At 71.3% G+C, this 12,657-nt stretch carries 12 protein-coding genes; 2 read left to right on the forward strand and 10 right to left on the reverse strand.

What is annotated here, in order from left to right:
- Positions 1 to 131: 131 nt before the first annotated feature.
- Positions 132 to 1,187: an LLM class flavin-dependent oxidoreductase gene (locus tag ABD298_RS14685; RefSeq protein WP_344300496.1), complete on the forward strand. Its 1,056-nt coding sequence runs from the start codon at positions 132 to 134 to the stop codon at positions 1,185 to 1,187.
- Positions 1,188 to 1,266: 79 nt separating this feature from the next.
- On the opposite strand, the gene ABD298_RS14690 is transcribed toward ABD298_RS14685, so the two are convergent.
- The 6 genes from ABD298_RS14690 to ABD298_RS14715 all read right to left on the reverse strand — a co-directional run bounded on the left by ABD298_RS14690 (position 1,267) and on the right by ABD298_RS14715 (position 8,136).
- Positions 1,267 to 2,187 (reverse strand): HAD family hydrolase, encoded by a 921-nt coding sequence (locus tag ABD298_RS14690; protein WP_344300497.1) that lies wholly within the window; start codon positions 2,185 to 2,187, stop codon positions 1,267 to 1,269.
- Positions 2,180 to 4,948, reverse strand: a complete 2,769-nt coding sequence (locus ABD298_RS14695) for a phosphoribosyltransferase domain-containing protein (RefSeq protein WP_344300498.1) — start codon at positions 4,946 to 4,948, stop codon at positions 2,180 to 2,182. Before ABD298_RS14695 ends, ABD298_RS14690 begins: the two co-directional genes overlap by 8 nt.
- Positions 4,945 to 6,189, reverse strand: a complete 1,245-nt coding sequence (locus ABD298_RS14700; protein WP_344300499.1) for an HpcH/HpaI aldolase/citrate lyase family protein — start codon at positions 6,187 to 6,189, stop codon at positions 4,945 to 4,947. The genes ABD298_RS14695 and ABD298_RS14700 overlap by 4 nt, the downstream gene beginning before the upstream one ends.
- A 65-nt stretch (positions 6,190 to 6,254) precedes the next feature.
- A complete protein-coding gene (locus tag ABD298_RS14705; protein WP_344300500.1) occupies positions 6,255 to 7,013 on the reverse strand; it encodes a hypothetical protein in 759 nt (252 codons plus the stop codon).
- Between the two features lie 23 nt (positions 7,014 to 7,036).
- A complete protein-coding gene (locus tag ABD298_RS14710) occupies positions 7,037 to 7,594 on the reverse strand; it encodes a TerD family protein (protein ID WP_344300501.1) in 558 nt (185 codons plus the stop codon).
- Positions 7,594 to 8,136: a hypothetical protein gene (locus ABD298_RS14715; protein WP_344300502.1), complete on the reverse strand. Its 543-nt coding sequence runs from the start codon at positions 8,134 to 8,136 to the stop codon at positions 7,594 to 7,596. The genes ABD298_RS14710 and ABD298_RS14715 overlap by 1 nt, the downstream gene beginning before the upstream one ends.
- A 117-nt stretch (positions 8,137 to 8,253) precedes the next feature.
- On the opposite strand from ABD298_RS14715, the gene ABD298_RS14720 reads away from it, so the two are divergent.
- The gene (locus ABD298_RS14720) at positions 8,254 to 9,456 is read left to right on the forward strand and encodes a hypothetical protein (RefSeq protein WP_344300503.1); all 1,203 of its coding nucleotides are present in this window, start codon (positions 8,254 to 8,256) and stop codon (positions 9,454 to 9,456) included.
- Positions 9,457 to 9,521: 65 nt separating this feature from the next.
- Here ABD298_RS14720 and ABD298_RS14725 read toward each other — a convergent pair whose 3' ends face one another.
- From ABD298_RS14725 to ABD298_RS14740, 4 genes are read right to left on the reverse strand one after another with little or no spacing between them, the layout of a single operon-like run.
- On the reverse strand, positions 9,522 to 10,727 hold the full coding sequence (locus ABD298_RS14725; RefSeq protein WP_344300504.1) for a toxic anion resistance protein: 1,206 nt from the start codon (positions 10,725 to 10,727) through the stop codon (positions 9,522 to 9,524).
- 49 nt (positions 10,728 to 10,776) lie between these two features.
- Positions 10,777 to 11,358 (reverse strand): TerD family protein, encoded by a 582-nt coding sequence (locus ABD298_RS14730; RefSeq protein WP_344300505.1) that lies wholly within the window; start codon positions 11,356 to 11,358, stop codon positions 10,777 to 10,779.
- A gap of 46 nt (positions 11,359 to 11,404) precedes the next feature.
- The gene (locus ABD298_RS14735) at positions 11,405 to 11,986 is read right to left on the reverse strand and encodes a TerD family protein (protein ID WP_344300506.1); all 582 of its coding nucleotides are present in this window, start codon (positions 11,984 to 11,986) and stop codon (positions 11,405 to 11,407) included.
- 28 nt (positions 11,987 to 12,014) lie between these two features.
- The gene (locus ABD298_RS14740) at positions 12,015 to 12,617 is read right to left on the reverse strand and encodes a TerD family protein (RefSeq protein WP_208710589.1); all 603 of its coding nucleotides are present in this window, start codon (positions 12,615 to 12,617) and stop codon (positions 12,015 to 12,017) included.
- Positions 12,618 to 12,657 lie beyond the last annotated feature (40 nt).

Below are 12,657 nucleotides of genomic sequence, written 5' to 3' on the forward strand. Positions count from 1 at the left end.
AGAGAAGCGGCTGCTCCCACAAGCCGGAAGCGGCTTAGTTGCTGAAAAGCAATGCACCTGTTATCCGCTGTGACATTCTTCCCACATCCGTCTCGGGAACATCTCGGCTCGCGCTCAGGTTGCCCAAGCATGTGACCGCTCTTTCGATCCTGGACCTTGCCCCCGTCGTGGAGGGCGCTACCGTCGCCGACGCACTCGCCTCCGCGACCCGCCTCGCCAAGCTCGCCGAGGAGGCAGGCTACCGGCGGTTGTGGTATGCGGAGCACCACAACACCGACGCCCTCGCCTCGAGTGCCACGGCGCTGCTCATCGCGAACGCGGCCGCGAACACCTCGACGCTGCGGGTCGGCTCCGGCGGCATCATGCTGCCGAACCACGCCCCGCTCGCCGTCGCCGAGGCCTTCGGCACCCTCGCGCACCTCTACGGGGACCGCATCGACCTGGGCCTCGGCCGCGCCCCGGGCACCGACCCGCGCACGGCGGCCCTCCTGCGCCGCGGCTCGCACGACGACGGCGAGGCCGCCTTCGCCGCGAACATCCGCCTCCTCGCGTGGTACTTCGGGGACCAAGCCGACGGAGACGCAGCGGGCCAGCTCGCTGGACACCCCTCTGTCGGCGTCCACGCCGGGGTTGCGCGCGGCACCAACGTTCCCCTCTGGATCCTCGGGAGCTCGACGGCGGGCGCGGCCATCGCGGGCCAGCTCGGCCTGCCTTACGCGGCCGCGAGCCACTTTGCCCCGTTCCAGCTCTCCGAGGCCATCTGGACCTACCGGCAGATGTTCAACCCCTCTGCCCCGACCGCCCAGATCGCTGAGCCCTACGTCATGGCCGGGGCCAATCTCATGGTCGCCCCGACGCGCGAGGAGGCGGAGTTCCTCTTCACGACCCACCAGCAGATGTTCGTTGCGATCCGCCGGGGCACGCGCGGGCCCCTGCGCCCGCCCGTGCGCGAGATGGACTGGGCGCCCCACGAGGAGCAGATGGCGACCTCGGCGCTGCGCGTCTCCGCCGTCGGGACGCCGGCGGAGGCCGCCGAGTTCCTGCGGACCTTCGCTGGCTCGTACGGGATCGACGAGATCATCCTCACCGGCTACGCGCACGACCCCGCGATGCGCGAGCGTTCCTTCCGCCTCATGGCCGAGGAGTGGGCCCAGGACGCGTCTGCATCCTCCGCGCTCCGAGGGTGAGCGTCCGCGGAAGTGAGTCCTGCGGGGTGAGCCCCCGCAATTGTCGGCTGGGCGCGGGTGCGCGCGCCCGGAACCGGCGTCAGCCCGACAATTGCGAAGCCAGCGGCGAGGGCCGGCGGACGGCCTCGAGCGCTGCTCGGAGGATCTCCTCGCCGGCGCGGACACCGGGAGTCTCCGTGACCCGCAGCCCCGGCCGCGTGTAGCCCGCGGCGTCGAGCTCGCCATGGCACGGGCGCAGGGCGACGTCGGCCATCTCGAGCAGCCCCCGGTCAAGGAGCGAGTCCCCGGCGGCGACGAGCGTCGTCGCCCCCACACGTTCCATGACCTCCCCGATGGCGGCCTCCTTCGTCACTGGAGCCGGAACGCAGTACAGCTTGCGGCCCTGCAGGGACACCACCCAGCCGCGCTCGGCGCACCACGCGGTGAGCTGGCCGACGTATCCGTCCGGCAGCTCGGCCCGCTCGACGATGGCGTACGCGAACAGGTCCTCGGCGGTCCGGATCCGCTGCACCCCCGGCGCGGGCCTCTCGGACAGGTGCGCGAGGACCTCCGCGAGCGGGGCAGACCCGCGGTCGACGGCGCCGCGCACCTGGGCGCCCCAGTCGCCGTCGGGCTCGCCGTGGGCCAGGAGGACTCCGCCGTTGGTCGTGACGGCGTACCGCGTGGCCGGGAGCTGGACGCGGCGGAACTGCGCGCGCGTCCGCGTCGTGACCGGGACGAGGAAGGCGTGGTCGAGGAGCTCGAGGAGGAGGTCCTCGGCGTCGCGCGTCATGTAGCTCAGCGGGAGGCGCTCGTGCAGCTCGCTGACCACGAGCCGGGGAGCCTCGTGGTCGGGGCCGTCGAGGTAGAGGGCCTTCGCCGAGTAGATGAGCGTGCGGTCCAGGTCGCACGCGACCACGGGCAGCCCGGTGAGGTGGGCCGGCAGGGCGTCCCGGGGTGCGTCGGGCGCCGTGTCCGGCGGGGTGTCCGGAACGAGCGAGAGCGTTCCTGTCTCAGACATCGAGCACCGTCTTCCCGTCGGCCCCGGTCGCGCCCGGGGTGAACTGTGGATGGATGAGCCCCACGCAGCTGTAGGGCAGTCCCCCGACCGGTTCGACCGGGACGCCCCGCTGCTCGGCGAGCAGCAGCACGTGGGCGAGTTCGCCGCGCAGGAGGCGCCCGGCGTCGTCCGTCTCGAGGAGCTCGGGGCGGGCCAAGACCTTCCACGGCACGCGGCGCAGGAGGACGCGGGTGGTCTCCCCGACGCCGGGCTTGACGAGGTTCACCGCGCTGCGGACGGGCCCGAGGCCGTGGTCGGCGGCGATCTTCTCCACGGCGGCCCAGCCCGCCCAGCTCGGCTCCGCCAGCGGCGGCGGGGTTTCCGGGCGGATGTCCGGGAAGCAGGCCGCGACCGCGTCCACGAACTCGTTCGAGACGTCGCGCCCGGCGAGCTCGCGGTAGAACTTGGCGCCGTGGAAGTCATGCGGCCCGATGAGCTCGCGGTTGAAAACGGTGCGGGACGCGAGGCCCGAGACGGTCGAGTTGAGGCACGCGGACGGGATGAGGAAGTCGTCCCGGGTGCCGAACACTCGGACGCAGTGCCCGGGGTCCGCGAGGACGGCGAGCTCGGGGGAGAGGCGCCCACCGGATGACTGGAGGCCTGCGCCGGCGAAGCCGTCCGGGGCGAACTCCGCGACCGCGGCGGCCAGCTCACGGGTGATCGCACCCTTCCCCGTCCATCCGTCCACGAACATGAGCTGCTCGGGCCGGTGGCGGGTGAGGAGCCAGCGCAGGGCGTTCCTGTCGATCCCCAGCCCGCGCACGATGCTCATCGTGTAGTGCGGCACGTCGAGCCCGTGGGCATGCCCCGCCCACCGGCGCATGAGCACTCCGATGGGAGTCCCGGCACGGGCGAGCGAGACGAGGACCGGCTCGTTGCCGCGCAGCGCCAGGACCTGCTCGGTGACATCCGCGACCGCTTGGGCGATCCGGTGCTTGGACTCCTCGAGGGCCTGGTGGAAGAGGGCCTGGTACTCGGGGCTGGGCTCGTACTCCTGGGGGAGGGACTCTGCGTAGCTTGCCCGGCCCGATTGGATCGCCGCCTCTCGCTCGTGCGTCGGCGCCTCGAGACGGGCGTGCGAGAGGTCCTTCAGCAGCCAGCCGACATCCTCGGCGGGGTAGGAGCCGAAGCCGGGCCCGCGGAGCGGTTCGGGGTACGGCGGCGCGGCGGCAAGGTGAAGCACGACGACGGTGCCCGCCGCGCGCTTCAGGGCGGCCGTCACGCTGCCGTCGCCGCACTCGAGGTCCTCGGGGGCGGTGCCGGGCTCGGGGACGTAGACGATCGCGTCGAAGCGCCTGCCGCCTGTTGTGAGGTTGTACGCGAAGCGCGGGCCGCTGCCCGGCCCCCCGTCCACTGCGTGGTCATGGGATGCGAACTGCAGGGCTGAGCGGATCGCGTAGCCCGGCTCGTCGTGGACGTGGACGGGTGAGCGTGTGGTGGAGGAGAAGCTGGTGTCCGGGAACGCGGTCGTCAGCGCGTCCGCGATCGCGAGCGGCAGGGCGAGGTGCTCCTCCGATCCGAGGACGAGGACCCGGGCCGTCCGCGCGACTCCGGCCGCGTCCAGCGCCTCCGCGGCGGTCCGGGCCGCGGGGACGGCGAGCTCGGAGAGGCGGGTCCCGTGCGGGCCGGAGGTGTCGATGCCGAACCGCGCGCTCCGCACCCCGCCGAGGTCACCCCGTGTGGCCGCGAGGTCACCCCGTGTGCCGCCGAGGTCACCCCGTGTGGCCGCGAGGTCACCCCGTGTGGCCGCGAGGTCACCCGGTGCCGGCGTTGCCAGCCACCGCGAGGCACGGTCGAGCACGTCCTCCGGGAGCTCGACCGATCCCGAGCCGAGCGCAACGACATCCAGCCGGCACCCCAGCTCATCTGCCACGGACTGGAACAGGGACCGGTCCTCCCGCGAACGTAGGTCCACGAGGGTGGCGACCACATACCGCCGCCGGCCCTTCCCGCCACCCGGCCGGTCGCCGCCGTGCGTGTCGGTTGGCGCAGCCGGGCGCCACGCGGTGTGGAGCTCCCGGATGGTGTTGAGGACGGTGCGGCCGGTCGAGAGCTCGTCGTCGACGAGCACCACGGTGGCCGCGCACGCGAGCCGGTCGGGATCTGTGGGGACAAGCGTGTGGCTCGTCGCGTGCGAATGCTCCTCCTCGAATCCGCCGAACGGCCGCACGGCAGTGGCGATCCGGGTCGAGTGCACGTAGTACGAGCCGAGGAACTCTGCGACGAGGTGGCCCAGCCCGGTCGCGGTCTCCGCGTACCCGAGCGTGGCGATGGAGCGACCGTCCGCGGGCGGGCTGTCGGGCAGGGCGACGATCTCCGCGCACGACGGCGGCGTCCCCTCCAGCCAGCGGCGCAGCGCCTCGGCGCGGGCCTTGGGCTCAGGCGAGGACAGCCCGAGCGCGTGCGCCACCGCGGCCCCCAGAAGCCGGCCTGCGCCGATTGCGAGGCCCGGAGGCGTGGGGGCGTGCTTCGCGAGGACCCGCGAGACGAGCAGCTGGGCGCGCTTCGGATTGCGGCGCACCGCCAATCCCACGAGGGCGTCGATGGGCAGCAGGCTCCCGGGCGCCGTCGTGAGCCGGATGCCGAGCCGCTCGCTCACGAGGGCCCCCGGCCAGCGCGGTGCACGCCGGGAAACGGTGACCTCGGGCTCGGAGGGGGTGACCTCGGCGCCAGAGGGGGTGACCTCGGGGCCAGAGGGGGTGACGTCGGCGAGGTGGGTCACTTGATGCTCGCTTCCAGGAAGTCGACGAAGGTGACCTTGGGACGCGCCACCCCGTACGCCTCAGCGCGGCGCAGAGTGCGCAGGGCCCAAGCACGGTGGGGCTTCGACTCGTTCATGCGCGTGCCGGACCGAGAAGCTGTGGCGCCCCCGCCCTCGGACCCGACGATGTCCAGCGCGTCCACATACTCCTCGTGGCTCACGACGTGCAGCGCGTGCACCACCGGGACGTGCGTGGGGTGGATGACTGTCTTCCCGATGAGCCCGTTGGCTTGGTCGAGCTCGATCTCGCGGATGAGCCCGTCCAGGTTCGCGCCGAGCAGGTGCTGCCGCAGCATGGCGGAGTTCGCCACCTCGAACGGAGTGGCGCGCAGGAGCGGCCGCAGGATGCGCTCGGTGTTGCTGTAGTGCTCCCAGACGGTGCCGGAGATGACCCACCCGTCGTCGGCGCGGCCCAGGATGCTCACGACGTCGGCGATCACCTCGGCCACGACGCCCACGTGGTAGATGGTCAGGTCGCGCGTGCGGCGCAGGCCGTACTCCGAGGCGATGTCGGTCCCGCCGAGCCGCACCGACAGTACCTGTCCGCGGTGGGCCCTGAGGAGGTCCCGGACGGCAAGGAGCGCCTCGTGCCGGGTCTCGCGGTGTGTCGTGAGCGGGTGCTCGATGATCGGCATCGCGCGCAGCGGCACGCGCAGGGACAGCTCGGCGTTGAGCCGCTCGAGCGCGCGGAGGTACCGCTCGCCGCGACCGGTCGAGTTCTCGAACTTGGGGAGCACGAAACCGGTCAGCAGCTCCGATGCGTCACCCAGCCGGCGGCCCACCGACAGGAGCTGTTCCGGCGAGCGGGGCCTGATGAAGAGGAGCGGAAGTCGCTCCGGGCGCCCGCCGTCGTCCGTCCAGACGCCCGCGGCCGGGTTGCCGGCCTGGGCCGGAGCCGCGCCGTCGACCCCGGTGGTGCGCCGCCTGGCGAGCTCACGCAGGGCGGTGACCACGTTGTCCTCGGCACTCTCCACAGCGGAATCGGCCACCGAGTCCTCGAGACACAGGACGGTGCTCGTGCAGCCCGCGCGGGCACGCTTGAGGATCCCCTCGCCGAGGCCCGCGCGCGTCCCGGGCGTGTAGAGGGTGGCGCCGAGCCCGGTGGCCAAGGTCGTCGGGTCGGTGTCCGCGCCGAGCTCCTGCGGCGGCCGGTGGAAGAGTCGATCGCGTGTGCTGTCGTTGAGGAAGGAATAGTGCAGCATGGTTCCCCCAAAGTGTCGGCTGCAGTGTGCGGTTGGCTCCGGGGCGGCGTGCGCCGCGGCCGGGTCTAGCGGCGTGGGCCTCCCAGTCCCACCGTCATCGTGAACGCGAACTCGCGCCAGATCTGTCCGTCGTCCCACTCCTCGGGCACCGACTCGGCGCGCATCTCGAGCATCGACCCGATCCGGGCGAGCGTCAGCACGGTGCGCTGCCCGGCTGCGAGGGTTCCCTGCACGGCGACGCCGGAGCCGTCGAACGTCTGGACGGTCATCGGGGGGCCCGCGGCGATGAACAGTGCACGGCGGAGCAGCCGGACGTGGCGCAGCACGATGAGTGCATCCCGGCCGTGGTAGCCCACGAGCGGCCGGTTCCCGGCGGTGGGAATCGGGGTGCCGATCTCCTCTCGGTGCACACTCTGCGCGCCGGTCGTGCGGTCCTCACCCTCCCACGCGACACCCCGCGTGCCCGTCACGATGAGCGAGCCGATCCCAGACTGGCGCGGGTTGAGACGCACGACGGCGTCGCTCGCCGTGAGCTGCCGCAGCTCGCCGAACGCGGGGGCCGGGTAGAGGCGGGACTCGGGGGAGGGCGGCACTGCCGGCCGAGCCGGCGACGGCCCAGACTCCGTCGGAGTGCGGGGGGACGCGTGCTGCGAGAGGTCGAGGGGGTTGCGGTTCGGGTTGCCCGCTGGCCCTCGGCTGGGCGCGGACGATGGGCTGGGCGCCGGCGGCGCGGAGAGGTCGAGGGGGTTGCGGTTCGGGCTGGGCGCCGCCGGACTGGGCGTCGGTGGCGCCGGCTCCTTCACGCGGCGGGTCAGGAACGGCACGTCCGACCCCCGCAGGCCCCGCGTCACAGGTCCAGCCCGAAGTCCTGGGCCACGCCCACGAGACCGTTCTCGTACCCCTGCCCGAGGGCGCGGAACTTCCAGTCGTCCCGATGGCGGTACAGCTCGCCGAACATCATGGCCTTGATCCGGTCCCCGTGCATCTCAGGAACGTCGAAGCGCAGCAGCTCCGACCCGTCCGGGCGGGCCACCCGGATGTAGGCGCTGCGCACAGCGGCGAACGTCCCGGGGCCCCGGAGCTCGGGGTCGACATAGGCGAGGAAGGAGATTTTGGCGACGTCCGCGGGCACGCGTGCGAACTCGACGTCGACCTGCTCGGCGTCCCTCGCCTCGCCGCCGGCGAAGCGGACGCCGCCGCCCGCCGTCGTGAGCTGGTTGAAGAATACGAGGTGCTCGGGGGAGAGGGCGCGGCCGTCGGCGCCGCAGACGATCGCCATCGAAGTGAGCTCCGACTGGGGCCCGTTGCTGGGCACAGCGCTCCAGCCCATCGCGATGATGACCCCGGGCAGACCGGGGTTCTCTGCCGTGAGCGGGGCGTTGCTGCCTGCGACCATCGAGGCCATCAGTGGCTGTCTCCTTCGTGGGGCTGCGGGCCGGGGCCGGGTGTGAGCCGGATCCCGCCGACGTCGAACTTGTCCTGGAGGAAGCGGCCGTGCACGCTCAGCTCCGCGATGGCGCCGGTCCGGACCTGGTTGTCGAGGTCGAGGGCCGTCGAGTGGAGGATATCCAGCTGTTCGAGGAGCTTCTCAGCCTCGGGGCTGTCCTCCGTGTGCGTGGACGTCGGCAGGGCCCGGTACACGCGCAGGGACGTGGGGAGGTAGTCGGTGACCACGGCGTTGAGCAGCACGCGCTGCTCGGTCGAGGCGCCGTGCTCCGCGATGTAGCCGATGAGGGCAGCGAGGAGGTCGTCCGTCTGGCGGAGCCGCGACGACGCGAGGACCGGCAGGACGGCACCCGCGCGTCGGACCGCGCTGCGCAGCTCCGCGAGGGCCAGCCTCGTCTGCTCGAGCTCCTGCTCCTGGGTCACCGGCAGATGCTCGTCGAGCACGCGCCGGGGCTCGCGTTCGGCACCCCCGAACAGCGAACCGAAGAACTTCGCCACCATGGGATCAGCGTAGCGTCTGGCACCGACAGCCTTGCAGCCCGTTCCCAGGCCTCCGGCCGGGGGCGCCCACAGGGCGCGGGACTGTGTTGCGGCGCGGCCGGGACGTACGCTCGTGTCATGCCGAAGAGCCGCACCCGCAAGCCGAAGAACACCCGCCCCAAGCAGGCGGTCGCGCCGAATGTGGTCCAGCGGCGGGCCCGCAGCGTCGCACTGCTCGTGGACTCCGTCACACCGGAGTACATTGCCTGGGCCACCGGGGGCGAGCCCGACATGGCAGCCTTCGCGGCCCAGCAGCTCAGCGTGGTCAAGGGATTCCTGACGATCATCCACGCCAATCTCACGACGCCGGCCTCGTTCCGCATCGATCCCCGGAGCATGGAGACCTACCTCGAGCCGTACATCGAGGACGCCGCGACTCTGGCCGAGGCCGAGGGCGCCGATGAGGATGAGGCCATCGAGGACCAGCGCTATGTGGTGGGGACCCTCGTCGACTGGCTGAGCTTCCTCGAGGAGACCGGCCGGTGGGTAGGCGCCGCCGAGGAGCTCGAGGACGTCGCCGAGCAGCTCGACGCCCAGGCCGAGCGGCTCGGCGGGATTGTCGACGCCAGCCCGCTGGCGGGCTTGCCCGAGGCCACCGATGAGGAGTCAAGGGCCTTCGCGACCGATTCGCCGTTCGTGCGCCACGCGCGCCAGCTCCTCGAGTGGCTCGGGGAGGGCCGGGAGGTCGACGCCGATGGCTCGCCTCCCGCGGCGGCGCTCGCCGAGGTGGCCGGCCCGATCGGGTCGGAAGAGCGCGCCCTGCGCGTGTGGCAGGGCATGCTCGCCGCAGAGCTCGTGGAGCTCGACGACGGGTCGGCCCGCCCCGGCGAGGGCGCTGCGGACCTCGGAGGCGACGACGCGATGGGACACCTCGAGGCGCAGTTCCTCGCCACGGAGATCGTCGCCGCCGCCTGCGCCGACGGGGCGCCCGGGACCCTCGAAGGGGAGACCGGCGCCGTGCTCGCGACGATCTTCAACGCCGGCCTCCACCAGGAGCCGTTCCCCCTCGAGGACGTCGCCTCGCTCGGCACGGAGTCCGGGGACGACCTCGACGTCGAGGAGGAACTTGGCCCGGACGCTGCCGAACGCCTCAAGGGCCTCGGTGAAGCCCTCCTCTCCGAGATCCGCGAACTCGAAGCGCTCGGGCTCCTCGACACCTCGGAAGGCATGGTCGCGGTTCCAGTCGCCGCCCTCGACGCCGTCTACGACGCCCTCATGACCGAAGAGGAGCTTGGACTCGTGGACGAGGACTTCGAGGCGCGGGAGCTCGACGAGACCTGACCTTCCCGGCGGAGCCGCCGACGGCCGCCGGGCGAGCCACCGCCGCGGGGGCTGCCACGAGGGCGTCAGCTCGCGTTGCCCTCCTGCCGGCGCACCCTCTCGATGTACGGGCGGGACTTCTCCAGACCCTCCTCGAGGGCGTGGACCGTGCCCTCCATGCTCTTCGCGGCCTGCGACCGGAAGGTGTCGATGGCGTCCATGGTCTCGTAGATGTTCGCGAAAGCCTTCTCGAGGGTCTGGACGGAGACGCCGGAGCTGGCCGCCTGCTGGTGGATGCGCCCGGTCTGGTCCTTCAGCATCTCGGAGGTGCGAAGGATCATGTTGTTCGTCGTCGTGTTGATCGCATCGATCTGGTCGAGCACGAGCTTCTGGTTTGCCAGCGCCTGCGCGACGATCACCGCCGTGCGGAGGGCACTGATCGTCGTCGTGCGTGCGCGGTCGACGCCCTTGATGAGCTCGTTGTTGTTCTTCCGGATCATGTCGATCGCGAGGTAGCCCTGCACGGACACCGCGAGCTGGGTCAGGATGTCCTGGCGGCGCTGGCGCACCGGGAACAGGACGTCCGACTCGAGCTGCTGGGCGTGCTCCGCCTGCCCGCCGCGGCGCACCTCGTCGATCTTCTCGACCGTGGCCTTGTCGAGCTCCTGGGCGAAGACGGCGTACTCGGAGAGCTGCTGCATGGTCTCCCAGAGCCGCGTCTTCTCCTGTGCCAGAGACGCGTTGTCCTTCATGAGCTCGTCCTGGCCGGCCATGAGCGACTTGATGATCTTGTCCAGCTGGGTCTGCGCGGACTCGTAGCGCTGGAAGTACTTGGCCAGCTTGTTCCCGCCGGGGATCACGCCGAGGATCTTCCGGCCGACGCTGAGGTCGGACTGGTTCGGGGTGAGGTCCTCGACCGTGGAGCGGAGCTCACCGAGCGTCGACGCGACATACATCTGGGCGCTGTTGCCGGTCTTCTTCGCGCTTGCCGTGGACGTGGTCGAGCGCTCCAGGAGGCGGTTCGAGGCGTCCGACGACGCGACCATCTCGCGGCCCGCGAACCGGTTGAGGCCCTCGACCTTCTGCTGGAAGTCAGGGCTCCGCGAGTCCATCGCCGCGATCTCCGCCACGAACGCCTTCGCCTGCGAGGCGATCTCGGTCTGGCGCTCGGTCGGGACCGGCACCATGCCGGGGGCTTCCTCCTCCTTGATGACAGGCGCCGGCTCGGGCGCCTGCAGGACGAGGGCGGCCTGCGTCTCGGTGGGATCCGGAGGGGTCAGGGAGATGGACATCGCGTGCTCCTTCTAGTGGTCTGCGGTGCTCGTGCGGCGGGTGCCCGCGTCAGCCGAGGCTCACGCCGAAGTCGGTCGCGACGCCGGCTAGACCGCTCGCGTAGCCCTGGCCGACGGCCTTGAATTTCCACTCGCCCGAGTGGCGGTACAGCTCGGCGAAGATCATGCAGGTCTCGGCTGCGGCATCCTCGGAGAGGTCGTAGCGGACCACCTCGGTGTCCGTGGCCGCGTTGACGATCCGGCAGTACGCGCCCCGGACCATGCCGAAGTTCTGCCGGCGCGACTCGGCCTGGTCGATGCTCACGACGACGACGATCCGCTCGACGTCGGCAGGGACGTTCGCGAGGTGGACCTTGATCTGCTCGTCGTCTCCGCCGCCCTCGCCCGTGCGGTTGTCCCCGAGGTGTGAGACCGATCCGTCGGCCGAGTCCTTCTGGTTGTAGAAGATGAAGTCGGCGTCCGACCGGACCTTTCCGTTGGCCCCCAGCATCAGCGCGGAGGCGTCGAGGTCGAAGGCGTCGCCCGTCGTCGTGCGCGGGTCCCAGCCGAGGCCGACGATCGCGTTCGTCAGGCCCGGGTCGGTCTTGGTGAGGGAGAGGTTGCCGCCCTTGGAGAGGGACAGTCCGGCCATGTCGGTGCTCCTTTGCTGTTGGTCTTGGGCCGCGCTCTGGCGCGGGTCAGTCGAGGACGATGCCGAAGTCGGTCGCGACGCCGCGCAGGCCAGTGGCGTAGCCCTGGCCGACTGCACGGAACTTCCACTCGCTGCCGTGCCGGTAGATCTCGGAGAAGATCATGCAGGTCTCCGAGGCCGCGTCCTCAGTGAGGTCGTAGCGGACCACCTCGTCGCCGGTCTCGTCGTTCACCACTCGGCAGAAGGCCCCACGGACCATGCCGAAGTTCTGCCGGCGGGCCTCGGCCTGGTCGATGGAGACGACGATGACCACCTTGTCGATGTCAGCTGCAACCTTGGAGAGGTCGATGAGGATCTGCTCGTCGTCCCCCTCGCCCACGCCCGTGCGGTTGTCGCCCTGGTGGACCACCGAGCCGTCGGCGGCGGTGAGCTGGTTGTAGAAGATGAAGTCGTCATTGCTGCGGACCTTGCCCCGCGCCGTGACGAGCAGGGCCGAGGCGTCGAGGTCGAAGGCCTCGCCCGCCGTCGTGCGGGGGTCCCAGCCGAGACCCACCATGGCGCGGGTCAGGCCGGGGTCCGCCTTGGTGAGGGACAGGTTGCTCCCCTTGCTCAGGGACAGGCTTGCCATGATGCTCCTTCGCGGGCTGGGGTGGCGTTCAGAGGACGGCGGCAGCGGGGCCGACGAGGTCGCCGACGGTGCGGCCGTTCGCCGGCTGGCCGATCGCCGTGAACTTCCAGCCTGCACCCTCACGGGACAGCTTGGCCATGATCATCCCCGTCGAAGGGCCCTGTTCGGTGAGCGTGTACCGCGCGACCTCGGGGCTGCCCGGCACCGAGTCGTCGACCACCCGGCAGAACGCGTTCTGGACGCGGTCGAAGGTCTGCTGCGAGTAGCTGGTGATCACGAACACGATGTGCTCCACGACGCCGTTGACGCTGGGCAGGTTGACCATGATGGTCTCGTCGTCGCCCTCACCGGCGCCCGTGAGGTTGTCGCCGGTGTGGCGGATCGAGCCGTCCTTGCTGGCGAGCTGGTTGAAGAACACCGTGTCGAGGGCCTGGCGCCCGGCGTTGTAGAGGATGGCCGAGGCATCGAGGTCGATCTCGGCCTCCCCGCCCCCGAACAGGCTCCCGAACAGGCCGCCCTTCTTGGGCTGCTGGACGGCGTCCCACCCCAGGCCCATGCGGACCTGGGTCATGCTCGAGCCGTCCTGCTTGGTCAGCGAGAGCCCTTGGCCCTTCTGCAGGCTCAGTCCCACAATGCGCTCCTTGTCGTCGTTCTTCTCGGTAGTGGTGATG

The organism is Sinomonas flava, assembly GCF_039531875.1.
Lineage (GTDB): Bacteria > Actinomycetota > Actinomycetes > Actinomycetales > Micrococcaceae > Sinomonas > Sinomonas flava.